Origin of the sequence: Streptococcus sp. 21.1, assembly GCF_016648635.1 — a bacterium.
GTDB lineage: Bacteria > Bacillota > Bacilli > Lactobacillales > Streptococcaceae > Streptococcus.
Map to the genome: position 1 here is coordinate 26,556 of NZ_JACLQL010000008.1, position 23,437 is coordinate 49,992.

A 23,437-nucleotide genomic window follows, 5' to 3' on the forward strand; every position below is an offset into this window, starting at 1 on the left:
AATCAGAACAGCAAGTTCTCTTGGTTAGTCCAGTTTTTTGATAGAAAGGAAACTATGCAATTTCCATCAGACTTTATAGAAAAATATAATAACCTCCTTAGAGATGAAGCTGAGGACTTCTTTGCATCTTTTGATCAAGAAGCCGTATCCGCCTACCGCACCAACCCTTTGAAAAAGCAACAGAAGGACTTTCCTGATGCTATCCCTGAAACACCTTGGGGCCATTACGGTAAAATTTCCGGAAAATCTGCCGACCATGCAACTGGTTTGGTTTATTCTCAGGAACCAGCTGCTCAAATGGTTGCTCAAGTGGCAGCTCCATCCAAGGGAAGTCGTGTCTTAGACTTGGCAGCTGCTCCAGGCGGAAAGTCTACTCATCTTCTTAGTTACCTAGATAATACAGGACTGCTGGTCAGCAATGAAATCAATCCAAAGCGTAGCAAAATTCTGGTTGAAAACATTGAGCGTTTTGGAGCGAGAAATGTTATTGTGACAAACACGTCAGCTGATAAACTAGCCAAAGTTTTCAAAAATTATTTTGATACGATTGTCTTTGATGGACCATGTTCTGGAGAAGGAATGTTTCGTAAAGATCCTGATGCAATCCAATATTGGCATAAGGAGTATCCTAGTGAACTGGCACAATTACAGAAGGACATCTTATCAGACGGTTTGAAAATGCTCGCTCCTGGTGGACAATTGATCTACTCAACCTGCACATGGTCTCCTGAGGAAAATGAAGGTGTTGTTGCTTGGATTTTAGAAAATAATCCTGATCTTGAATTGGTGGCAATCCCTAAATTGAATGGCATGAGTGATGGAATTGATTTTCCAGAAACAGCTCGAATGTATCCACACCATTTCAAAGGTGAAGGCCAGTTTGTGGCAAAATTCCAGGATAAGCGCGTGCCTGAGCAAACACGTATCAAAGAGGGGAAATCTAACCTAAACAAGGAGCAGAAGCAACTTTGGGAAGATTTTGCAAAAAAACACCTTAAAACTAGACTGGATGGTTTACTGCAAGTTTTTGGGGACAATCTCTACCTGCTTCCAAAAGGGCTCCCAGACCTTTCTAAAGTTAAAATCGCTCGTAACGGTTTGCATCTTGGTGTCTTCAAGAAAAAACGTTTCGAACCAAGTTTTGCTCTTGGAATTGCTTTAACATCTGATGAAGTTGTTTCAAGTATAGAGCTAAGTCAAGACCAGTTTGCCCAATACGTTTCAGGTAATGTGGTTACTCTAGATCAAACACATCCTAACGGTTGGTATCAGCTTTTAGTGGACGGCAATGGTTTTGGGTTTGCTAAAGTTGTTGGAAATACGGTTAAAAACTACTATCCTAAAGGATTAAGATTTCACATTTAAAAACCTGTAACCAAACTTTAATATGACTTAGTTATCCTATACTTGTTATAATTAGATAGGTGTCTTTTAACAGCATATCTATGAGACACTTTCTTACTTATGTTACAAAATGTCGGAGGACAAAAATGAAAAAAACAAAAGTCCTTGCAGTGATTCTGTCACTGGCAATGGCCATGCTGGTTTTAACTGGCTGTGCCTCTTGGATTGACCGTGGCCAGTCCATTACAGCAGTTGGCTCTACGGCCCTTCAACCCTTAGTGGAGGCGGCAGCAGATGGGTTCGCTGAAAAGAACCCTGACAATATCGTTAACGTTCAGGGGGGCGGTTCTGGTACTGGACTTTCTCAAGTACAATCCGGTGCCGTTCAAATTGGTAACAGTGACCTTTTTGCCGAGGAAAAATCGGGAATTGATGCTAGTAAGCTTGTCGACTTTCAAGTTGCCGTTGCTGGGATTGCAGTTATTACAAATAAAGAAGTCTCTGTAGATAACTTGACAACAGAACAACTGCGTAAGATTTTCACTGGTGAAATCACAAACTGGAAACAGCTTGGTGGTAAAGACCTAGAGATTACTATTATTAACCGTGCAGCTAGCTCAGGATCACGCGCAACTTTCGATGCAGTGATTATGGATGGTAAATCACCAATCCGTACCCAAGAGCAAGATTCTAACGGTATGGTTAAGTCAATTGTTGCTCAGACACCAGGTGCTATTTCATACCTATCATTTGCTTACCTTGATGATTCTGTTAAAACATTGAAGTTAAATGGATTTGAACCCAAAGCTGAAAATGTTGCAACTAACGATTGGCCGATTTGGTCCTACGAACATATGTATACCAAGGGAAAACCGGATAACTATACCAAACAATTCTTAGATTACATGATGAGTGACGAAGTCCAAGAAAACGTCGTCGCAAAAATGGGTTACATTTCCATCCATAGTATGAAAGTTACCAAGGATGCTGATGGTAAAGTCTCAAAGAAGAGTGAGGAGTAAGCATGAAAAATGAAGAATTGGTGAAACAATTAACATCACCCTCTAAAAATTCACGCCTCGAGAAGTTTGGTAAAACAATCACTTTCTTTTGCCTGGCCTTGATTGTTTTCATCGTGGCGATGATTTTACTTTTCGTTGCTCAAAAAGGGCTGGCGACTTTCTTTGTCAATAAAGTTAGCTTGGTCGAGTTTCTCTTTAGTGGTGATTGGTCACCATCTGAAGGCAAATTCGGGGCACTACCAATGATTTTGGGATCATTCGTAGTGACTTTGCTTTCAGCCTTGGTTGCAACCCCATTTGCCATTGGAGCAGCCATCTTTATGACTGAGATTTCTCCTAAAGGGGCTAAATTCCTACAACCCGCTATTGAACTTTTGGTCGGGATTCCATCCGTTGTTTATGGATTTATTGGTCTCCAAGTCGTGGTTCCATTTGTTCGCTTAATTTTTGGTGGAACAGGTTTTGGTATTCTTTCAGGTACCTTTGTCTTGTTCGTCATGATTCTACCAACCGTAACCTTTATGACAACAGATACGCTTCGTGCAGTGCCTCGTCACTATCGTGAAGCTAGTCTAGCAATGGGGGCTACACGCTGGCAAACGATTTGGCGTGTGACACTTAATGCGGCTAAACCAGGTATCTTCACGGCCGTTATCTTTGGTATGGCCCGTGCCTTTGGTGAAGCTCTGGCCATCCAAATGGTTGTCGGAAATTCCGCCGTGATTCCAACTTCTTTAACGACACCAGCAGCAACATTGACATCTGTCTTGACTATGGGAATCGGGAATACAGTCATGGGTACTGTTTCAAACAATGTCCTTTGGTCTCTCGCCTTGGTGCTCTTATTGATGAGTCTTGGTTTCAATATGTTGGTGAAATTCATTACCCGTGAGAGAAAAAGAAATTATGAACGCTAAAAAAATTGATAAAATTGCCATCAGCACGCTTTATGTGATTGCTGGCATTATTGTAACAATCCTGGCAGCCTTGATTCTCTATATCTTGGTTCGCGGGATACCACACATCAGCTGGTCTTTCTTGACTAGTCGATCATCTTCCTACAAAGCTGGTGGAGGAATTGGGGTTCAACTCTACAACTCATTCTTCCTATTAGTTATTACTTTGATTATTTCTGTGCCTCTTTCAATGGGAGCTGGCATCTTCTTATCAGAATATGCTAAAAAAGGACGACTTACCAACTTTGTCCGTACCTGTATTGAAATCCTATCTTCACTACCTTCAGTGGTGGTCGGACTCTTTGGTTATTTGATTTTCGTTGTCCAATTTCAGTATGGATTTTCAATCCTATCAGGTGCCTTGGCCTTAACTGTCTTTAACTTGCCACAAATGACTCGTACGGTTGAAGATAGCTTAAGAACCGTTCACCATACCCAACGTGAAGCTGGCCTAGCTCTAGGTTTGTCTCGATGGGAAACTATCTGTCACGTTGTTGTTCCAGAAGCCTTACCTGGTATTGTTACTGGTATCGTTCTTGCTTCTGGTCGTATTTTCGGAGAAGCAGCAGCGCTTATCTATACAGCAGGTCAATCTGCACCAGCACTTAACTGGAGCGACTGGAATCCGCTTAGCATCTCTAGTCCAATTTCGATTTTCCGCCAAGCAGAGACACTTGCTGTTCACATCTGGAAGGTCAACTCAGAAGGTACGACACCTGACGCCACTGCAGTATCTGCTGGTTCAGCAGCAGTACTCTTGATTTTCATTCTGATTTTCAACTTTGGTGCACGTCGTTTGGGAGCTTACCTCCATAAGAAATTAACATCCGCTTAAAGGAGTTATCATGACAAAATACAATTGGGACGAGCGTCATATTATCACCTTCCCAGAGAAGGAGCTCGCTCTTGAAACAAAGGACTTGCATGTCTACTATGGTCAAAATGAAGCTATCAAAGGCATTGACATGCAATTCGAGAAAAATAAAATCACAGCTCTTATTGGGCCTTCAGGATGCGGTAAATCAACTTTTCTTCGTAGTCTAAACCGTATGAATGATACGATTGATATTGCTAAGGTTACTGGACAAATCCTTTATCAAGGAGTCGATGTTAACGCAAGTAATATCAATGTTTATGAAATGCGTAAACATATTGGAATGGTTTTCCAACGTCCAAATCCATTCGCCAAGTCTATTTACAGAAATATCACCTTTGCTCACGAACGTAAAGGTGTAAGAGATAAGCAAACCTTGGACGAGATTGTTGAAACATCACTTAAGCAAGCTGGACTTTGGGATCAAGTTAAAGATGACCTTCATAAATCTGCCTTTACCCTCTCAGGTGGTCAGCAGCAACGTCTTTGTATTGCAAGAGCTATTGCCGTGAAACCGCAGATTCTCCTCATGGACGAACCTGCAGCTTCATTGGACCCTGTAGCTACTATGCAGCTCGAAGAGACCATGTTTGAACTTAAGGAAGATTACTCTATTATCATCGTGACGCACAATATGCAACAAGCAGCGCGTGCTAGTGATTATACAGCATTCTTCTACCTTGGTGATCTTATCGAATATGATGAAACCAAGAAAATCTTCCAAGATGCTTCCCTACAGTCAACCAATGACTATGTATCAGGACGCTTTGGATAGAAAGGAGCACTTATGACTGAACCAATCATTTCAATCAATGATTTATCGGTGTATTTCAATAAGAAAAAAGCCCTCAATAATGTGACAATGGATTTCTATCCAAATGAAATCACGGCCCTTATCGGTCCTTCAGGATCCGGGAAATCAACCCTGCTCCGTTCTATCAACCGAATGGGAGATTTAAATCCCGAATGGACACTTACTGGTGCTGTTTCATACAACGGTCACAATGTCTACAGTCCTCGAACAGATACCGTTGAACTCCGTAAAGAAATCGGAATGGTCTTCCAACAACCCAATCCTTTTCCAATGTCTATCTATGAAAACGTGGTTTATGGCCTTCGTATCAATGGTATCAAAGATAAGGCTGTTCTTGATCAAGCAGTAGAAGAATCACTAAAGGGTGCTTCAATCTGGGAAGAGGTTAAAGACCGTCTCCATGACTCAGCACTTGGACTTTCAGGAGGGCAACAACAACGTGTCTGTATTGCACGAGTGCTAGCCACATCTCCAAAGGTTATCCTTCTTGACGAACCAACGTCGGCCCTCGACCCTATATCCGCTGGTAAGATTGAGGAAACCCTCTATAACCTTAAAGAACAATACACCTTGTTGCTAGTCACTCGTTCTATGCAGCAGGCAAGTCGTATCTCACAACGAACAGCCTTTTTCCTTGATGGAGAGCTCATCGAGTATTCATCAACGAAAGACATGTTCCTAAATCCACAACATAAAGAAACTGAAGATTATATTACCGGTAAATTCGGTTAAGAAAGGACAGATTACTAAAAAAATTATGATGTTACGAACTCCCTTCGAAGAAGAATTAGAAAAACTCCACAACCAATTTTACGCTATGGGTACAGAGGTTGCAGCTCAGCTTAAGAAAGCTGTACGTGCCTTTATCAGCCATGACCGTGATTTGGCTAAGGAAGTCATTGAAAATGACGAAATCGTCAATAACTACGAAACCAAACTTGAGAAAAAATCACTTGAAATTATTGCTCTACAGCAACCTGTATCAAGTGATTTGCGTACAGTTATCACCGCACTTAAAGCATCTAGCGACGTTGAGCGTATGGGTGACCATGCCGTTGCTATCGCTAAAGCAACCATCCGCATTAAAGGTGAAGAGCGTCTAACTGAAATTGAAGCTGAAATCAAGAAAATGGGGAAAGCAGTCCGCCACATGGTCGAAGATGCTCTAGATGTTTACTTGAACAGTGACGAACGACGCGCTTATGAAATCGCAGCTTCAGATGAAATCATTGATAACTATTTCCGTGATATTCAAGCCATGACAGTAGAAGGTGTTCGTAAGAATCCTGATGCCGCCTTCGCTGCCAAAGAATATTTCCAAGTACTTATGTATTTGGAACGTATCGGTGACTATGCCCGCAATCTCTGCGAGTGGGTTGTCTATCTCAAATCTGGTAAAATCATTGAACTATAGGCAAAGCTTCCAATCTATGTTATAATGGGTCTGTATTGAATAATTCAGACCCTTTTCTTTTGTAAAAGAGTCTAATATCGAAACATTTGTCAGTCTGTTTCGATACGAAAAGTTAGATTAGGAGTATATACGTATGACAGCATCTGTTGCTCGTTTTATCGAAAGTTTCATCCCTGAAAATTACAATCTTTTCTTGGACATTAATCGTTCTGAAAAGACCTTTACAGGGAATGTTGCCATTACAGGTGAAGCCCTTGATAACCATATCTCCCTTCACCAAAAAGACCTTACCATTAGTTCCGTTCTCTTGGATAATGAATCGTTAAACTTCCAAATGGATGATGCTAACGAAGCCTTTCATATTGAACTTCCAGAGACCGGTGTTTTGACGCTTGTCATTGAATTCTCTGGTCGTATTACAGATAATATGACAGGGATTTACCCATCATATTACACCTACAATGGTGAGAAAAAGGAAATTATTTCAACGCAGTTTGAATCTCATTTTGCGCGTGAAGCCTTCCCATCTGTTGATGAACCAGAAGCTAAAGCTACTTTTGATTTCTCATTGAAATTTGATGCTGAAGAAGGCGATATAGCTTTGTCAAATATGCCTGAAATCAATAGCCATTTGCGTGAAGAGACTGGGGTTTGGACTTTTGAGACAACCCCTCGTATGTCTACATACCTCCTTGCCTTTGGTTTTGGAGCTCTTCAAGGTAAGACAGCGAAAACACAAAACGGTACTGAAGTTGGTGTCTTCGCTACAGTTGCACAAGCTGAAAACAGCGTTGACTTTGCCCTTGATATTGCCGTTCGTGTCATTGATTTCTACGAAGACTACTTCCAAGTCAAGTATCCTATCCCATTGTCATACCATCTCGCACTTCCTGACTTCTCAGCAGGTGCCATGGAAAACTGGGGACTTGTTACCTATCGTGAAGTTTACCTTCTTGTAGATGAAAATAGCTCAGCTGCAAGTCGTCAACAAGTAGCCCTTGTGGTTGCCCACGAATTGGCTCACCAATGGTTCGGTAACCTTGTTACAATGAAATGGTGGGATGATCTCTGGCTTAACGAAAGCTTTGCCAATATGATGGAGTATGTTTCAGTAGATGCCATTGAGCCTAGCTGGAATATCTTTGAAGATTTCCAAACAACTGGTGTGCCTCATGCCCTCCAACGTGATGCTACAGACGGTGTTCAGTCTGTCCACATGGAAGTCAATCACCCAGATGAGATTAATACCCTCTTTGATAGTGCTATCGTTTATGCTAAAGGTAGCCGTCTTATGCATATGCTTCGCCGTTGGTTAGGTGACGAAGCCTTTGCTAAAGGACTTAAAGCTTACTTCGAAAAACATCAGTACAACAACACTATTGGACGAGATCTCTGGAATGCCCTTTCTGATGCTTCTGGTAAAGATGTCTCTAGTTTCATGGATACTTGGTTGGAGCAACCAGGTTACCCTGTTGTTAGTGCAGAAGTAGTTGACGACACTCTTATTCTTAGTCAAAAACAATTCTTCATTGGTGAACATGAAGATAAAGGTCGTCTTTGGGAGATTCCATTGAACACAAACTGGAAGGGTCTCCCAGATACACTCTCAGAAGAGCGTATTGAGATTCCAAATTATAACCAGCTTGCTGCTGAAAATAAAGGAGCTCTTCGCCTTAATACAGCAAATACAGCACATTACATCACAGATTATCAAGGTGAACTCTTGGACCAACTCTTAGAGGAATTTGCTAACCTTGATACTGTAAGTAAACTTCAGATTTTGCAAGAACGCCGTCTTCTTGCTGAAAGTGGCCGTATCTCGTATGCAAGCCTAGTCGCTCTTCTTGATCTTGTCGAAAAAGAAGAAAGCTTCTTGATTGCTCAAGCTAAGTCTCAAATCCTCGCTGGTTTGAAACGCTTTATAGATGAGGATACAGAAGCAGAAGTGCATTACAAGGCTTTAGTACGTCGTCAATTCCAAAACGACTTTGAGCGTCTTGGTTTCGATGCCAAAGATGGAGAATCAGATGAAGACGAAATGGTTCGTCAAACAGCTCTTAGCTACTTGATTCAAGCAGACTATCAACCAGCAGTCCTTGCGGCCGCAAGTGTTTTCCAAGCTCATAAAGAGAACATTGAAAGCATCCCTGCAAGTGTCCGTGGTCTCGTTCTCATTAACCAAATGAAACAAGAAGACAGTCTAACTCTTGTTGAAGACTATGTCAATGCATATGTAACAACAAATGATAGTAATTTCCGCCGTCAATTGACTCAAGCAGTTTCATACCTTAAAAACCAAGAAGGTCTCGACTACGTGCTAGGTCAGCTTAAAGACAAACATGTCGTTAAACCTCAAGACTTGTACCTATGGTATATGAATTTCCTCAGCAAATCATTTGCACAAGAAACCGTTTGGAACTGGGCGAAAGATAACTGGGATTGGATTAAGGCAGCCCTAGGTGGCGATATGAGCTTTGATAGCTTTGTTAATATCCCAGCTGGAATCTTTAAAACGCAAGAACGTCTTGATCAATATATTGCTTTCTTCGAGCCACAAACAAGTGATAAAGCCTTAGAACGTAATATCTTGATGGGAATTAAGACAATTGCTGCACGAGTAAACTTGATTGAAAAAGAAAAAGCAGCCGTTGAATCTGCCCTTAAAGATTATTGATAAGTAAAACAAGCTTTCCATGAAGGAGAGTTTGTTTTTTGTGTGTGATATTTTACATAAATTTAGTTATGTTCATAAATGGTCATAAAATAATTTTAGCATAATTAAATTTATGTAAACTAAAAAATAACCACTCCAAATAGGAATGGTTAGACTAGGGTAATTATAAATTATCTAGAGCATTTTTTTGCTCATCATTGACGATATGAGTATAAAGATCAGTAACCTGAGTGGAAGCATGGCCAAGTTGGTGACTCACTAAAACTTGAGACTTGGTAGCATCATAAAGGCGTGTTGCCAGAGTATGTCGAAGCTTGTGGGGAGTCACACGAATTTTGAAATCCTGAGAATATTTGGCAACCATCTTTTCGATACTTGAAGCATCAATACGGTTTGGAACCCCTCGATATTCCGTTAAAAAGAGGGCAACATCTTGCTTTTCAGCCTTATAGCGTTTATCACGTATACTGAGATAAGTTTCAAGATAGGGCTTTGCAAAACTTGCTACATTAACTGAGTCCCGTTTGCCACCTTTTCGAGTGACGTCGATGACCATCATTTTTAGATTGATATCTTTAAGGTCCAGATTAACAGCTTCAGAGAGTCGAACACCTGAAGCCAGTAGCAAGGCAATGATAGCCAAATCACGTTCTTTATTCTTATAAAACGAAGATTTGGCGCGATTTGAGAGCTTGACTTCGTATTCATTTTCTACATAATCAAGGAATTCCATGGTTTCATCGCCAAGAAAGAGTTTTTGTTTGATATTCTCAGCACGTGCAGCTAGAGTTTCTTTCTTTTTCTTAGTAGAAACTTTTTTCATGACGTTACGATAGAAATAAGGCTCACCGTCAGGACCCTCGACCTCCTCGGTTAAATACTTATAGAGACTAGATAGAGCTGAAAGTGTACGATTAATGGTTGTTTGAGAGACACCCTGTTTCTTGGAATAGGTATTCAAAGATGGACGTTCACGTAGATAAAGCACAAATGACTCCATATCTTTTTTAGTTAAATTTTCCAGGGTTTTGATGTCAATTGAGGCAATATCATGAGCATCTGAAATACCTGAGTCAATCAACCAGTCAAAAAAGCGTTTATATTCCTTAAGGTATTCGTATAAGGTCGTAAAAGAATATGGAACCGATAGTTTAGACTGATAATACTCCAAGACAAACCAGGGCATTAGAGATTTGTATTCTTCAATTTTTTCGAGTAAGAGTTCACGTTTCATTTGTTTTTTCTCCAAAATTACTTAATAGAAGTATATCACACCCTTATCTTTCTTTCAAGAAAATTACAGTTTTTCGGAAAGATGTTATAGGATGTTTTCTCTTAGAGGCTTTATAGGTTTACTATCTGAATATATAAAATACCACACTAGGTCAATCAGATACTAACTTCCAGAACCAATGCGAAAATATCTATATCGTTATTTCACTTTGAAAGATTTTTCCCAAGAAAAAACAACCTGGAGTTTTCCAGATTGTTCAAACAATGATTAAGCTACGATAGCTTTTGCAACCTCCTCGGTTGTCATACGTGAGAAATAATGTGTTGTGTCAATAGTTTTAAGTTTTGCCAAGACATCTTCGTACTCGTAAGGTACACCAACCAACAAGTCTTCAATATCTGATACATCTCCGATACCAAAGAAATCTCCGTAAATCTTAACAGATTTAATGATTGAATTTTCAACGTTGGCATAGGTTGAGATTTTACCAGCTGGGTAACGAACATTACGTTCTACTGTGTATTCTGGTGACTGTCCGTAAGTCCAATCCCATGTATTGAATTGTTTCTCATAAGAGTCTTGAATCTTAGCCAATTCGCTTTCAGAAAGGACGTATTCTGTCATTTCTGGGTAGAATTCTTTCATTTTTTCCAAGATTTTATCTGAGAATTCATTTACAGTGATTTTTTCTGGCAATTCGTCGACGATGTTGGTCACACGAGCACGTACAGATTTAACGCCTTTTGATTCGATTTTGTCTTTGCTGACTTTAAGGGCTTGACCAAGAACCGACATATCAACGTCAAAAAGCAAGCAACCATGGTGCATCATACGACCTTTATAGTAAGCTTGAGCATTTCCACAGAACTTTTTACCATCGATTTCAAGGTCATTACGACCAGTAAATTCAGCCTTAACTCCCAAATCAGCAAGTGTAGCGATTACAGGTTGAGAGAAAGTCTTAAAGTCAAAAGCACCTTCATCTGCCTTATTAGAGATGATGGTATAGTTCAGGTTATTCAAATCGTGATAAACAGCGCCACCACCAGACAAACGGCGAACAACCTTGATACCATGAGCATCTGTATATTCTTTGTTAATCTCTTGAATGGTATTTTGGTGTTTACCAACAATGATAGCTGGACGGTTAATCCAAAGAATGAACAATTCTTCTTCATTCACCAATTCACGAAAAGCATAGGCTTCCAAAGCAATATTATAGGCAGGATCGTTTGATGTATTTACGATATATTTCATTAGCTCTCCTCTTGTAATGTGATACTTATATTATAAAGGAAAACAGTGACAAAGTACACGAAGACGCCTTAGGTATAAGGATTTTCATGATATAATAGTATAAAATATGTGGGGAGTTTTGACATGATACAAAATCCTAGTAAATTGAGTCTCTTTTTCTCAAGGCTAACTAATAAAATAAATAAAAAGTTCAAAATAGCCTTAGCTCTGATTCTTTTTGTAACCCTTGGAATTTTTCTCTATAATGCCTACCAAAGAGCTTACAAGCCTTATCTCTATGATAAGGAGAATTACTATTACAAGGCTTATCATTACAGTGTCAAGAAGATAATACCTCAAAGAAAAGTTGTCAAAGATATTGAGATTGAGGTTCTACACTTCGGAAAAGACGATTTTCCAGATGATTTGTCTGCCTATAAGGTCGGCCATTATATTGATAAAGGAATTGATCCCCGAAGACTTTTCTTACATATTACTTTTACAGATAATACCAATATGACTTTACCATTTGGACAGGTGACCTCTACTGAAAACTATTATGAAGAATATCAAAACTATTTCGATCATAAAGTATTTGAAGTCGGTCCAGGCTTTGATAAAGAATGGTTTTCTAATGCTGAGAACTACAGACAAATAATTCAGCGTTTCCCTGGATTACATGATAAAACAATGGATGCCGACTTCGAATTATATCTAAGAGATTTTCTTTTTTTGATAGTTCCTGGGGATACCCTATATCAAACTGGAGCTGTCAAAGATGGTGTTAGAGAGTACCAGTTTCAGTTGAAAAATCCTAAATCAGGAAAAATGCAAAGTTATATTATCTATGGAAATGAAGGTGACATTCCGATATGGGATTGGCAGACTCCCTTCGTTACCTTTGAAAAGAATTATGCTAACAAAGAAAGAATTCAAGACTTCTTCGATGACTACGATATTAGAGAGTATGGGGATTACTGGGATGGAATGTACAATATAACGTTTCCTCACTTAAATAGCTTTAGAGGTGACAGATACAACTTTTATAAAATGGCTTTTTACTCAGATGAATTTAAAAATTTTCCACTAAGCCTTGATTTAACAGGTAAGAGCGAGAATTTTAAAATTACCATAACAGATTCATACCTACAAGAAGAATCCAGAACTGCAAAAGATCAAATCCATTATCTAAAATACTCAACATCTAAAACTTATGATGCATCAAATAAAGAAGCATATATTAATGATATATTGAATCATTAATATAACTGACAGAATTAAATTTATGTAAACACAGCTAACTATCTAAATTAGCTGTGTTTTTTTCATGCAAAAAAACAAGACCATTTCTGATCTTGTTTCCTTCTATGCAACTAGATTTTTATTTTGTGTGCCAGATGTCTTTGTCATACTGTTCGATTGTACGGTCAGATGAGAAGAACCCTGCTTCAGCGATGTTGTAAACAACTTTTTTGTTCCATGCATCTTGATCTTCGTAAGCTGCGTATACTTCTTCTTTCTTGTCGATGTATTCAGCCAAGTCAATCAATGTCATGAACCAGTCTTTAGAGATAAGTTCTTTTTGGAGACGTTCCAAGCGTTCTTTATCTCCAACTTTAACGAGGTCTTCACTTACGATAAAGTCAACAGCTGCTTTGATATTAGCATCTTTTTTGTAGTAATCACGTGATACATAACCTTCTTTTTCGTAAAGGTCGATGATTGTATCAGAGTCTTTACCGAACGTGAAGATGTTTTCTGGTCCTACCAATTCAGCAATCTCAACGTTGGCACCGTCCATTGTACCAAGAGTGAGGGCACCGTTAAGCATGAATTTCATGTTACCTGTACCTGAAGCTTCTTTAGAAGCCAATGAGATTTGCTCTGAGATATCAGTTGCTGGGATAAGGTGTTCAGCAACTGTTACGTTGTAGTTTTCAACCAAGTGAACGTTGAGGTATTTGCTTACTTCTGGATCATTGTTGATGAGTTCAGAAAGTGACAAGATCAAGTGGATGATGTCTTGCGCAATAACGTAAGCAGGAGCTGCTTTACCACCAAAGATGATAGTGATTTTACGTTTTGGAAGGTTTCCTTTTTTGATTTCCAAGTATTTGTGGATGACATACAAAGCGTTCATTTGTTGACGTTTGTATTCGTGGAAACGTTTGATTTGAGTATCAATAATTGAGTTTTCATCAAGATCGATACCTTTGTTAGCTTTAAGATAACGTTTAAGAGACAATTTGTTATCATATTTGATTTCAGCCAAACGTTTGTGAACTGCTGGATCATCTGCAAAGGCAGCCAATTTTTCCAATTGAGTTGCGTCAGTAAGGTAACCATCGCCAATCAATTCTTTGATGTAATCAGCAAGTTCTTGGTTTGAGAATTCCAACCAACGACGGAATGTAATACCGTTTGTTTTGTTGTTGAAGCGTTCTGGGTAAAGGTCGTAGAATGGTTTCAACTCAGAAGATTTAAGGATTTCTGTGTGAAGTGCTGCTACACCGTTAACGCTTGTAGAGAAGTGGATATCCATGTGTGCCATGTGAACACGGTTGTCTTTGTCAATGATTTGAACACGTGGATCTTCGAATTTTTCACGAATGATAGCATCCAATTTCTTGATGATAACAACAAGGTGTGGAACAACTTCTTCAAGGTAGTCAAGAGGCCATTTTTCAAGGGCTTCAGCCAAGATAGTGTGGTTTGTGTAACCAACCATTTTGCTTACGATTGCTACTGCTTCATCAAATTCAAATCCATGTTTTTCTGTCAAAAGACGGATCAATTCTGGAATTACCATTGATGGGTGAGTATCGTTGATTTGTACGTAAGCGTAATCTGGAAGGTCGTGAAGGTTAGATCCACGTTCGATAGCTTCGTCAATCAAAAGTTGAGCAGCATTTGATACCATGAAGTATTGTTGGTAGATACGCAAGAGCTCACCTTTACGAGTTGAGTCATCTGGGTAAAGGAAAAGTGTCAAGTTCTTTTGGATTTCGTCTTGATCAAAAGTGATTCCTTTATCAATCAAACCGTAGTCCACACCATTGATATCAAAGAGGTTAAGGTAGTTCTTAGTTTCTTTCTTATAACCCAAGATATCCAAACGGTCCAAACGAGATTTCAAAGTAAAGTTTTTGAATGGAACATCGTAAGAGATATCAGTTGGTACCAACCATGATTGATCTTCAATCCAGTAGTTTGGTTCTGCATCTTGTTTGTTATCTTTGAAGACTTGTTTGAAGAGACCACAGTGGTAGTTAAGACCAACACCTTCACCGTTGATGCCAAGTGTTGACATAGAATCGATGAAACATGAAGCCAAACGTCCCAAACCACCGTTACCAAGAGATGGTTCTGGTTCAACGTCTTCAATTTCGCTGATTGATTTACCAGCAGCATCCAATTCAGCCTTAACATCTTTGTAGATACCCAAGTTGATCAAGTTGTTAGACAAAAGTTTACCGATCAAGAATTCAGCTGAGATATAGTAAACTTTACGTTTGCTATCGTTTTTAGGTTTTGGAGCAGCTGCTTCTTTTACGAATTCCAACAAAAGATAGTAGATTTCTTCGTTTGAAAGGTCCTTAAGATTTTTGTTTTTTGCTTCAACATATTGTGTAAATGTAGCCATTTTAGTTATTACCTCGATTATATCTTTCTGTAATGTCTGTCAAAAATTCTTTCTTGTCGACAGTAATTTCACCTGGAAGCATACGCCATTTCCAGTTTTGACCAACTGTGTTAGGGAAGTTTGTACGGCTATTTTCAGGTTTATCAAGGATATCCTGCATAGTCGCAATAGCTGTGTTGCTTACAGTAGCAAAGAGGGTGCGAAGAAGAGCACGTGTGATTGGTTCACCTTGACGACGGTTGATGTATGCATCAGTATAATCACGTTGCTCTTGCGTCAAGTTGTCGTACCAACCGTTGATTACTTCGTTATCATGTGTACCTGTGTAGGCAACTGAATGTTGTGTGTATACGTGTGGAATGTCAATGCTATTTCCAGTAGTATCGTAGAATCCAAATTGAACAATCTTCATTCCAGGGTAACCACAGTCTGCAAGAAGTTTACGTGTCTTATCATCAATGTTACCAAGGTCTTCGGCAATGATTTTAAGATCACCCAATTCTTCTTTAACCACTTTGAAAAGGTCATAACCAGGTCCAGGAACCCATTCACCATTTTCAGCAGTTTCATCTCCTCCAGGAATTTCCCAGAAGTCAGAGAACCCTTTGAAGTGGTCAATACGCAAGTAATCATAAAGTTTAAATGATTCTTGAATACGGAATACCCACCAAGCATAATTTTCTGCTTTGTGTTTATCCCAAGCATAGATTGGGTTACCCCAAAGTTGACCAGTTGCTGAGAAGTTATCAGGTGGAACTCCTGCAATGTAACGCGGTTTACATTCAGCGTCTAGTTTGAAGAGATGTGGTTGAGTCCAAACTTCAACACTATCAGCTGAAATGTAGATTGGCATGTCACCGATGATTTGAATACCATTTTTGTTAGCATAAGCTTTTAGTTCTGCCCATTGGCTAAAGAAGAGGTATTGTACTACTTGGTGATATGTGATAACATCAGCAAGTTCTTTGCGAAGTTTCTCAAGAGTTGCTTCATCGCGTTTAACTGCTTTTTTATCATCCCAATCTTGAAGTGCTTTGTTATCGAAGTGTTCTTTGATAGCCATGAAATCAGCATAATCAGCTAACCAGTTAGCATTTTTAGTTTTAAAAGATTCGAATCTTTTAGTTTCTTTCTTATCTGCTAAAATTGCTTTAACTGCTTTTTCAAGAATTGGACGACGTGCTTCGTAAACTTTAGCATAGTCAATAAACTCAGGATCTGACCCAAAGTCAGCGTTTTTAACATCAGCTTTAGTTAAAAATTTGTCACGAATAAGGAAATCCAAATCGATAAAGTGTGTATTTCCTGCTACCGCTGAGAATGATTGGTAAGGTGAATCCCCATAACTTGTTGTAGTAAGTGGCAAAATCTGCCAGTAAGTTTGTTTTGTTTCTTTTAAGAAATCAACAAAGTCATAGGCTGCTTGACCGAAAGATCCGATCCCGTAGTCACCTGGAAGTGATGTGATGTGCATCAAAACACCGCTTGCTCGTTTGTTCATAACGTTTACCTCAAATTATTTTTTACACTTATTATTATAATGCAAACGTTTGCATTAGTCAAGAATTTTTAACAAAAAAATAAAAAATTTATAGCTCTTTAAAATAAAGTTCGTAAAACAAGCGCTTACATTACGGGAGTATTTTCTTAAATCTTTATTTCTATTGAATTCGAAAAATAGGTTTCTTTTTAAACGAAAAAAGTAGCCGGCTGTTTTTCTAACCAACTACTTGGATGCTCCTTAACCTATTAGGGATAAGTTCAGACGCTTTCTCTTTCTATAAGTTTAAATGGAATAATGACTTTTTGCGACTTAATCTTAGTCGCTTTAAGAATCCCAAGAAGGTTTTGAACACTTTCTTTAGCTAGTGCCTGAATATTAATGTCAAATGTGGTCAAGAAAGGATGCATGATTTCAGCAAAAGTCGAATTATTGAAAGAAATAATGGCATAATCTTCAGGAACTCTAAATCCTTGGTTGTTTAACCATTGAATGAGACGAAGGGCAATAAGGTCATCCTTAACAATCAAAGCTGTCGGAGAAAATCTTTCCAATTCCTTTTTAAAAGTCTCGATTGTTCGAGCTGAAAATACAAGTTCAGGTAAGACATCCAAATTTAGATTGTCTGCCACTTCCTGATACCCTTGATAACGTTCCTGTCCTACTTGCCCAAATAAATCGTCTGTGACAAAACCAATCTTTCGGTGACCTTTTGCCTGTAAGTAGTTCACAGCTTCATGACCTAATTCCTTATTATCATTATCAATATAGGTTACTTTATTTTCATTATCCACTGCTGCTCCAACCACTACAAAAGGTACTTTTTGTTTTAATAAGTAATCTTTAACCGGATCTTTCTTTTCTGAATAGAGAATTATAAAGCCATCTGCCCGTTTTTGGCGATGCATGAGCTCAACTTGCTTGACTAATTCCTCTAGAGTAGCACCCGTAGCAATACTAACGACCTGAGAATGACAACTAGCCTCTTCATTGATTGCTGTTAAAATCTCCATATAGAAGGGCTGGCTGATATTTTCACGGTCTGTTAAGGGAGGAAGAACAACACCTAAACTATGAGTTAAGCCTGTTGCCAACATTTGTGCTGCTGAGTTTGGTACATAACCTAATTCTTCCATAGCTGCTCTTACTTTAATTTTTGTTTCTTCTGATATAGCCGAGTTATCTTTTAATGTCCTACTTACCGTTGATGGGCTGACTCCAGCCTTCTTAGCAACATCTTTAATTGTAGCCATTATGTCCCTCTCATTCTCATAAAATTTTCTATATAGTCGTAAAATATAAGAACAATTATAAACTAGATAGGTGTTTTATGCAATCGTTTGCAAAAAAAATAATTTTTTTTACAAAATACTTGACAGATTGTGGAAACGGTTGCATAATGATTATCGTAAACTAAATTTCTGGAGGAAATAGAAATGAAAAAATGGCAAAAGGTATTACTTGGTAGTGCTGGATTACTTGTGGCTGGATCGCTCTTGGTAGCTTGTGGCTCAAACTCAAGCAAGAGCTCAAGCTCAGATAGCAAGACTTTGAAACTTTGGGTACCAACTGGTGCTAAGAAATCTTACTCAGATACAGTAGCACAGTTTGAAAAGAAATCTGGTTACAAAGTTGATATGGTTGAAATGGAAGATCCAAATGCTCAAGAAAACTTGACTAAGGACGCTTCTACTGCTGCAGATGTCTTCTCACTTCCACATGACCAACTCGGTAAATTGGTAGACGCTGGAGCTATCCAAGAAATCCCAGAGCAATACTCAAAAGAAATTGCTGAGCAAGATACTGAACAAGCTGCTGTAGGTGCTCAATACAAAGGTAAAACTTACGCCTTCCCATACGGTATCGAAACTCAAGTTACATACTACAACAAATCTAAACTTAATGAAGAAGATGTGAAATCATATGAAACAATCACTTCTAAAGCTAAATTTGGTAGCAACTTGAAAGAAGTTAATGCTTATGTAACTGGTCCTCTCTTCCTTTCAGTTGGTGACACACTCTTTGGCTCTAACGGTGAAGATGTTAAAGGGACTAACTGGGGCAATGAAGCTGGTGTGAACGTTCTTAAATTCATCGCAGCTCAAAAAGACAACAAAGGATTTGTTAATGTTGATTCAGCTAACATGATGGCTAAATTCGAAGATGGTTCTGTTGATGCTTTCCAATCAGGACCATGGGACTACGCTGCAGCTGCTAAAGCTGTCGGTAAAGACAATCTTGGTATTGCTGTTTACCCAACAGTTAATATCGGTGGTCAAGACGTTCAACAAAAAGCCTTCATGGGTGTAAAACTTTACGCAGTTAACCAAACACCATCTAAAGGTAACGCTGAACGTATTGCTGCTTCTTACCAATTGGCACAAGCTTTGACAAGCAAAGACAGTCAAAATAACCAATTCACTAATGAAGACCGTCACATCATCCCAGCCAACAAAGAAGTTCAAGCTTCTGAAGCTGTTCAAAAGGATGCACTTGCACAAGCTGTAATTACTATGGGTTCATCTGAGCAGTACACAACTGTTATGCCTAAACTTAGTCAAATGTCAGTCTTCTGGACTGAAAGTGCTGCTCTTATGAGTGACGCTTATAACGGTAAAATCAAGGAAGACCAATTCCTTACTAAATTACAACAATTTGATAAAGATTTGGCAGCGGCTAAATAAGAATCCTAACAATGACAAGGTAAAGAGGTGGGTCAAGTTCCTATCCTCTTTATCTTTTATTTGTAGACAAAATAGAAACCATCACTAATCACACATTTATCTGAGGAGATATCTATGTCACAAACAATCTACGACACAACTCCTATGCGCCAAGTCTTCAAAGAAGGTACATGGGATGTCAAATTATCCTTTCTGGTAATGGGATTAGCAAACTTGGTTAACAAACAGTTTACCAAGGGATTGCTTTTCCTCCTTTCTGAGATTGCCTTCTTAGTAGCATTCGTTATCCAAATTGTCCCAGCTCTTCAAGGAATGATTACTTTGGGAACTCAAGAACAAGGTGAGGCCGTTAAAGAAGTTAATGGCGTTAAACTTACAGTTCAGGTTGCTGGAGATAATTCAATGCTTATGTTGATTTTTGGACTTGCGTCATTAATCTTCTGTGCAGTCTTCGCTTATATTTACTGGTGTAACCTTAAAAGCGCTCGTCATCTCATGGCTCTCAAACAGTCTGGACGTAAAGTTCCTAACTTTATCGAAGACTTCAAGACCTTGGCTGATGGCCGTTTCCACATGGGTCTTATGACTGTCCCACTGATTGGAGTTTTGCTCTTCACAATCTTGCCTTTGATCTACATGATCTGTTTGGCCTTTACTAACTTTGACCACAATCACCCAGCACCTAAATCACTCTTTGACTGGGTTGGTTTCTCAAGTTTTGGTGAAGTCTTACAAGGTCGTATGGCTGGTACTTTCTTCCCACTTTTGACATGGACCTTGATTTGGGCCGTTGCTGCAACAGCAACTACTTTCTTCTTCGGTATTGTCCTTGCTCTCTTGCTTAACACTAAAGGCCTTAAATTCAAGAAAGTATGGCGTACACTCTTTGTTATCACTATCGCCGTTCCTCAGTTCGTATCCCTTCTTTTGATGCGTAACTTCCTTAATGACCATGGACCTTTGAATGGTTTGCTTCAAACCTTGCATCTCACTAATGGACCTATTCCATTCTTGACTGACCCTCTCTGGGCGAAGTTCTCTATTATCTTTGTTAATATGTGGATTGGTATTCCATTCACAATGTTGGTCGCAACTGGTATCATCATGAACTTGCCAACTGAGCAGATTGAAGCAGCTGAAATTGATGGAGCAAGCAAGTTCCAAATCTTCAAGAGCATCACTTTCCCACAAATTCTCTTGATTATGGCACCATCATTGATTCAACAATTCATCGGTAATATCAATAACTTCAACGTTATCTACTTCCTTACTGGTGGTGGACCTACTAATTCTGAATACTATCAAGCGGGTTCAACTGACCTCTTGGTAACTTGGCTCTACAAACTGACTGTTAGCGCTAAAGACTACAACTTGGCATCTGTTATCGGTATCTTGATTTTCGCCATCTCTGCAACATTCAGTCTCTTGGCCTACACAAGATCATCTTCATTCAAGGAAGGGGCTGCTAAATAATGAAACGTAAGAAAAATCTTTACCTAACTGGTACTTATATTCTATTGACAGTTCTAGCTGTCATCTGGTTGATCCCTATTATTTGGATCTTCCTTACAAGTTTCCGTGGTGAAGGAGCTAATGCGGTGCCTTACTTCTTCCCTAAGACTTACACTTTTAATAACTACATTAAACTGTTTACCAGCGATGCTTATCCATTTGGAAAATGGTTCATCAATACCTTCATCGTTGCCACATGTACATGTATCCTCTCAACTTTGATTACCGTTGGGATGGCCTACTCACTTAGCCGTATTAAATTCAAACACAGAAATGGCTTCTTGAAATTGGCACTTGTACTTAACATGTTCCCTGGTTTCATGTCTATGATTGCGGTCTACTATATTTTGAAGGCCCTCAATTTGACACAAACCTTGACATCTTTGGTTTTGGTTTATTCTGCTGGGGCAGCACTTGGTTTCTACATTGCGAAAGGTTTCTTTGATACCATTCCTTACTCATTGGATGAATCAGCAATGATTGATGGGGCAACTCGTCTTCAAATCTTTACCAAGATTACCTTGCCACTTTCTAAACCAATCATCGTCTACACTGCCCTCATGGCCTTCATGGGACCTTGGGTAGACTTCATCTTTGCATCTGTTATCCTCGGTGACGTTAAAGATAAATATACCGTTGCCCTTGGACTCTTCCAAATGCTTAACCAAGACGCTATCAATGAATGGTTCCTTCCATTTACCGCAGGTGCTATTATCATCGCCATCCCAATCACCCTTCTCTTTATCTTCATGCAAAAATACTATGTTGAAGGTGTAACCGGCGGATCAGTTAAATAATAAAGGATAAATGATATGACAACTCTTAAACTGGATAAAATTTACAAAAAATACCCAAATGCAACTCACTACTCTGTTGAAGATTTCAGTATCGACATCAAAGACAAGGAATTCATCGTTTTCGTAGGTCCTTCAGGATGTGGTAAATCAACAACTCTCCGTATGGTTGCTGGTCTTGAAGAAATCACTGAAGGTAAACTCTATATTGATGGTGAAGTGGTTAATGACAAATCACCAAAAGACCGTGACATTGCCATGGTATTCCAAAACTACGCACTTTACCCACACATGACTGTTTATGAAAATATGGCCTTTGGTCTTAAACTTCGTAAATATAAAAAAGACGATATCGACAAACGTGTGCGTGAAGCTGCTGCTAGCCTTGGTTTGACTGAGTTCTTAGATCGTAAGCCGGCAGACCTTTCTGGTGGTCAACGTCAGCGTGTAGCTATGGGACGTGCCATCGTTCGTGATGCTAAAGTCTTCCTCATGGATGAACCTCTCTCAAACTTGGATGCTAAACTTCGTGTCACTATGCGTGCTGAAATTGCTAAAATTACTCGTAATATTGGCGCAACAACCATCTATGTTACTCACGACCAAACAGAAGCCATGACTCTTGCTGACCGTATCGTTATCATGAGTTCTACTAAAAATCCTGATGGTTCTGGTACTATCGGTCGTATCGAACAAATTGGTACACCTCAGGAACTTTACAATGAACCAGCCAACAAATTTGTTGCTGGATTTATCGGAAGTCCTGCTATGAACTTCTTCAATGTTAAGGTTGACGGCAACCGTATCACTAACTCTGAAGGCTTGGATATTGCAATTTCTGAAGGTCAAGCTAAAATCTTGAAAGAAACAGGTTATCAAGGCAAAGAAGTTATCTTTGGTATCCGTCCTGAAGATGTTTCAAGCCGTCCAATCGTTCAAGAAGTATATCCAGATGCCAATGTAGATGCTGAAGTCGTCGTTTCAGAACTTCTTGGTGCAGAAACAATGCTTTACCTAAAACTTGGAGAAACTGAATTTGCTGCCCGTGTTGATGCGCGTGACTTCCACAATCCAGGTGAAAAAGTAAACCTTACTTTCAGCGTTGCAAAAGGTCATTTCTTCGACGCTGAGACAGAAAAACGTATCAGTTTGTAAAATAAAAAAATCAGCCTTCTTGAGCTGATTTTTTGTATTGCATGATCAAACTACCTTTTAACTTTTACTTCCTGACACTCACTAAACAACTCTCTCAATCTATGATATAATATCCCTTGGCACCTCGACACCGCCTACGAAGGGAGGTGAGTTTGCCTATGATGGATTTACTATTCAAAACTATCATCGGACCTATTGTGGTCGGTGTTATCCTTCGTCTAATCGACAAGTGGTTAAACAAGGATAGATAGTGCTAAAAAAGACCCCGAGCTTATGTGGAAGTTAGCTTGGGGTCTTTTCTTGCCTATGATATAGACTTACTATTCAATACAGGTGTATTATGTCATAAAAGCTTAGAATTGTCAAGAAAATAGAGTATCTAGGAACTAGTCTTTCTTCCCAGTCTCTTGATCCTTTTTATCTTCATCAGTCTTATTTACAGCTGCTTTAAATTCGGCTAGCATTTTACCGATGGATTGGCCGAGTTCTGGCAAGCGTTTAGGACCAAATATGAGGAGGGCTCCTAGGACAATAATGATAAGTCCTGGGGCTCCGATATCACGTAGAATTCCCATGAGAT

Annotated in this window: 20 protein-coding genes; 14 read left to right on the plus strand and 6 right to left on the minus strand. The window is 39.2% G+C overall.

Annotated elements, in window-relative coordinates; genetic code table 11:
* Positions 1 to 54 precede the first annotated feature (54 nt).
* The 8 genes from H7U01_RS06920 to H7U01_RS06955 all read left to right on the plus strand — a co-directional run bounded on the left by H7U01_RS06920 (position 55) and on the right by H7U01_RS06955 (position 9,098).
* Positions 55 to 1,365: an RsmF rRNA methyltransferase first C-terminal domain-containing protein gene (locus tag H7U01_RS06920; RefSeq protein WP_201041337.1), complete on the plus strand. Its 1,311-nt coding sequence runs from the start codon at positions 55 to 57 to the stop codon at positions 1,363 to 1,365.
* 125 nt (positions 1,366 to 1,490) lie between these two features.
* Positions 1,491 to 2,366: a phosphate ABC transporter substrate-binding protein PstS family protein gene (locus H7U01_RS06925; protein ID WP_201041338.1), complete on the plus strand. Its 876-nt coding sequence runs from the start codon at positions 1,491 to 1,493 to the stop codon at positions 2,364 to 2,366.
* Positions 2,367 to 2,368: 2 nt separating this feature from the next.
* Complete coding sequence (pstC, locus tag H7U01_RS06930; protein ID WP_201041339.1) at positions 2,369 to 3,283, plus strand: phosphate ABC transporter permease subunit PstC; 915 nt, start codon at positions 2,369 to 2,371, stop codon at positions 3,281 to 3,283.
* Positions 3,273 to 4,157, plus strand: coding sequence for a phosphate ABC transporter permease PstA (pstA, locus tag H7U01_RS06935; protein WP_013990602.1), 885 nt, complete (start codon positions 3,273 to 3,275; stop codon positions 4,155 to 4,157). The genes pstC and pstA overlap by 11 nt, the downstream gene beginning before the upstream one ends.
* A gap of 10 nt (positions 4,158 to 4,167) precedes the next feature.
* Positions 4,168 to 4,971 (plus strand): phosphate ABC transporter ATP-binding protein PstB, encoded by an 804-nt coding sequence (pstB, locus tag H7U01_RS06940; protein WP_064524444.1) that lies wholly within the window; start codon positions 4,168 to 4,170, stop codon positions 4,969 to 4,971.
* 12 nt (positions 4,972 to 4,983) lie between these two features.
* Positions 4,984 to 5,742 (plus strand): phosphate ABC transporter ATP-binding protein PstB, encoded by a 759-nt coding sequence (pstB, locus tag H7U01_RS06945; RefSeq protein WP_002890956.1) that lies wholly within the window; start codon positions 4,984 to 4,986, stop codon positions 5,740 to 5,742.
* 28 nt (positions 5,743 to 5,770) lie between these two features.
* Positions 5,771 to 6,424: a phosphate signaling complex protein PhoU gene (gene phoU / locus H7U01_RS06950; RefSeq protein WP_004182526.1), complete on the plus strand. Its 654-nt coding sequence runs from the start codon at positions 5,771 to 5,773 to the stop codon at positions 6,422 to 6,424.
* A 133-nt stretch (positions 6,425 to 6,557) separates the two neighbouring features.
* Positions 6,558 to 9,098 (plus strand): M1 family metallopeptidase, encoded by a 2,541-nt coding sequence (locus H7U01_RS06955; protein ID WP_064524446.1) that lies wholly within the window; start codon positions 6,558 to 6,560, stop codon positions 9,096 to 9,098.
* 163 nt (positions 9,099 to 9,261) lie between these two features.
* Here H7U01_RS06955 and xerS read toward each other — a convergent pair whose 3' ends face one another.
* Both xerS and H7U01_RS06965 read right to left on the minus strand, forming a co-directional pair.
* The gene (gene xerS, locus H7U01_RS06960; protein ID WP_064524454.1) at positions 9,262 to 10,332 is read right to left on the minus strand and encodes a tyrosine recombinase XerS; all 1,071 of its coding nucleotides are present in this window, start codon (positions 10,330 to 10,332) and stop codon (positions 9,262 to 9,264) included.
* Between the two features lie 267 nt (positions 10,333 to 10,599).
* Positions 10,600 to 11,589, minus strand: a complete 990-nt coding sequence (locus H7U01_RS06965) for a lipoate--protein ligase (protein ID WP_037599820.1) — start codon at positions 11,587 to 11,589, stop codon at positions 10,600 to 10,602.
* Positions 11,590 to 11,712: 123 nt separating this feature from the next.
* On the opposite strand from H7U01_RS06965, the gene H7U01_RS06970 reads away from it, so the two are divergent.
* Positions 11,713 to 12,831: a hypothetical protein gene (locus H7U01_RS06970; RefSeq protein WP_201041340.1), complete on the plus strand. Its 1,119-nt coding sequence runs from the start codon at positions 11,713 to 11,715 to the stop codon at positions 12,829 to 12,831.
* 118 nt (positions 12,832 to 12,949) lie between these two features.
* Here the strand turns inward: H7U01_RS06970 and glgP are convergent, their stop codons facing one another.
* The 3 genes from glgP to H7U01_RS06985 all read right to left on the minus strand — a co-directional run bounded on the left by glgP (position 12,950) and on the right by H7U01_RS06985 (position 17,965).
* Complete coding sequence (glgP, locus tag H7U01_RS06975) at positions 12,950 to 15,211, minus strand: glycogen/starch/alpha-glucan family phosphorylase (RefSeq protein ID WP_070577220.1); 2,262 nt, start codon at positions 15,209 to 15,211, stop codon at positions 12,950 to 12,952.
* 1 nt (position 15,212) lies between these two features.
* Positions 15,213 to 16,712 (minus strand): 4-alpha-glucanotransferase, encoded by a 1,500-nt coding sequence (gene malQ / locus H7U01_RS06980; RefSeq protein ID WP_037599815.1) that lies wholly within the window; start codon positions 16,710 to 16,712, stop codon positions 15,213 to 15,215.
* Positions 16,713 to 16,972: 260 nt separating this feature from the next.
* Positions 16,973 to 17,965 carry a LacI family DNA-binding transcriptional regulator gene (locus tag H7U01_RS06985; protein WP_037599813.1) on the minus strand — a complete coding sequence of 331 codons (993 nt, stop codon included), beginning with the start codon at positions 17,963 to 17,965 and terminating at the stop codon, positions 16,973 to 16,975.
* A gap of 183 nt (positions 17,966 to 18,148) precedes the next feature.
* On the opposite strand from H7U01_RS06985, the gene H7U01_RS06990 reads away from it, so the two are divergent.
* The 5 genes from H7U01_RS06990 (at position 18,149) to H7U01_RS07010 (ending at position 23,108) form a co-directional block, all read left to right on the plus strand.
* Positions 18,149 to 19,396: an extracellular solute-binding protein gene (locus H7U01_RS06990; protein WP_070577217.1), complete on the plus strand. Its 1,248-nt coding sequence runs from the start codon at positions 18,149 to 18,151 to the stop codon at positions 19,394 to 19,396.
* Positions 19,397 to 19,510: 114 nt separating this feature from the next.
* Positions 19,511 to 20,869, plus strand: coding sequence for a carbohydrate ABC transporter permease (locus tag H7U01_RS06995; RefSeq protein WP_139724291.1), 1,359 nt, complete (start codon positions 19,511 to 19,513; stop codon positions 20,867 to 20,869).
* Positions 20,869 to 21,705 carry a sugar ABC transporter permease gene (locus tag H7U01_RS07000; protein ID WP_060971766.1) on the plus strand — a complete coding sequence of 279 codons (837 nt, stop codon included), beginning with the start codon at positions 20,869 to 20,871 and terminating at the stop codon, positions 21,703 to 21,705. Before H7U01_RS06995 ends, H7U01_RS07000 begins: the two co-directional genes overlap by 1 nt.
* 15 nt (positions 21,706 to 21,720) lie before the next feature.
* Positions 21,721 to 22,857 (plus strand): ABC transporter ATP-binding protein, encoded by a 1,137-nt coding sequence (locus H7U01_RS07005; protein WP_002890942.1) that lies wholly within the window; start codon positions 21,721 to 21,723, stop codon positions 22,855 to 22,857.
* Between the two features lie 158 nt (positions 22,858 to 23,015).
* The gene (locus H7U01_RS07010; protein ID WP_004182539.1) at positions 23,016 to 23,108 is read left to right on the plus strand and encodes a type I toxin-antitoxin system Fst family toxin; all 93 of its coding nucleotides are present in this window, start codon (positions 23,016 to 23,018) and stop codon (positions 23,106 to 23,108) included.
* A 135-nt stretch (positions 23,109 to 23,243) separates the two neighbouring features.
* On the opposite strand, the gene H7U01_RS07015 is transcribed toward H7U01_RS07010, so the two are convergent.
* Complete coding sequence (locus tag H7U01_RS07015) at positions 23,244 to 23,432, minus strand: twin-arginine translocase TatA/TatE family subunit (RefSeq protein ID WP_002890941.1); 189 nt, start codon at positions 23,430 to 23,432, stop codon at positions 23,244 to 23,246.
* Positions 23,433 to 23,437 lie beyond the last annotated feature (5 nt).

Excerpts from the sequence above, each read along its gene's own strand:
- H7U01_RS06920 (WP_201041337.1), top strand. The coding sequence starts at position 55 with ATGCAATTTCCATCAGACTTTATAGAAAAATATAATAACCTCCTTAGA.
- H7U01_RS06925 (WP_201041338.1), top strand. The coding sequence starts at position 1,491 with ATGAAAAAAACAAAAGTCCTTGCAGTGATTCTGTCACTGGCAATGGCC.
- pstC (WP_201041339.1), top strand. The coding sequence starts at position 2,369 with ATGAAAAATGAAGAATTGGTGAAACAATTAACATCACCCTCTAAAAAT.
- pstA (WP_013990602.1), top strand. The coding sequence starts at position 3,273 with ATGAACGCTAAAAAAATTGATAAAATTGCCATCAGCACGCTTTATGTG.
- pstB (WP_064524444.1), top strand. The coding sequence starts at position 4,168 with ATGACAAAATACAATTGGGACGAGCGTCATATTATCACCTTCCCAGAG.
- pstB (WP_002890956.1), top strand. The coding sequence starts at position 4,984 with ATGACTGAACCAATCATTTCAATCAATGATTTATCGGTGTATTTCAAT.
- phoU (WP_004182526.1), top strand. The coding sequence starts at position 5,771 with ATGTTACGAACTCCCTTCGAAGAAGAATTAGAAAAACTCCACAACCAA.
- H7U01_RS06955 (WP_064524446.1), top strand. The coding sequence starts at position 6,558 with ATGACAGCATCTGTTGCTCGTTTTATCGAAAGTTTCATCCCTGAAAAT.
- xerS (WP_064524454.1), bottom strand. The coding sequence starts at position 10,332 with ATGAAACGTGAACTCTTACTCGAAAAAATTGAAGAATACAAATCTCTA.
- H7U01_RS06965 (WP_037599820.1), bottom strand. The coding sequence starts at position 11,589 with ATGAAATATATCGTAAATACATCAAACGATCCTGCCTATAATATTGCT.
- H7U01_RS06970 (WP_201041340.1), top strand. The coding sequence starts at position 11,713 with ATGATACAAAATCCTAGTAAATTGAGTCTCTTTTTCTCAAGGCTAACT.
- glgP (WP_070577220.1), bottom strand. The coding sequence starts at position 15,211 with ATGGCTACATTTACACAATATGTTGAAGCAAAAAACAAAAATCTTAAG.
- malQ (WP_037599815.1), bottom strand. The coding sequence starts at position 16,712 with ATGAACAAACGAGCAAGCGGTGTTTTGATGCACATCACATCACTTCCA.
- H7U01_RS06985 (WP_037599813.1), bottom strand. The coding sequence starts at position 17,965 with ATGGCTACAATTAAAGATGTTGCTAAGAAGGCTGGAGTCAGCCCATCA.
- H7U01_RS06990 (WP_070577217.1), top strand. The coding sequence starts at position 18,149 with ATGAAAAAATGGCAAAAGGTATTACTTGGTAGTGCTGGATTACTTGTG.
- H7U01_RS06995 (WP_139724291.1), top strand. The coding sequence starts at position 19,511 with ATGTCACAAACAATCTACGACACAACTCCTATGCGCCAAGTCTTCAAA.
- H7U01_RS07000 (WP_060971766.1), top strand. The coding sequence starts at position 20,869 with ATGAAACGTAAGAAAAATCTTTACCTAACTGGTACTTATATTCTATTG.
- H7U01_RS07005 (WP_002890942.1), top strand. The coding sequence starts at position 21,721 with ATGACAACTCTTAAACTGGATAAAATTTACAAAAAATACCCAAATGCA.
- H7U01_RS07010 (WP_004182539.1), top strand. The coding sequence starts at position 23,016 with ATGATGGATTTACTATTCAAAACTATCATCGGACCTATTGTGGTCGGT.
- H7U01_RS07015 (WP_002890941.1), bottom strand. The coding sequence starts at position 23,432 with ATGGGAATTCTACGTGATATCGGAGCCCCAGGACTTATCATTATTGTC.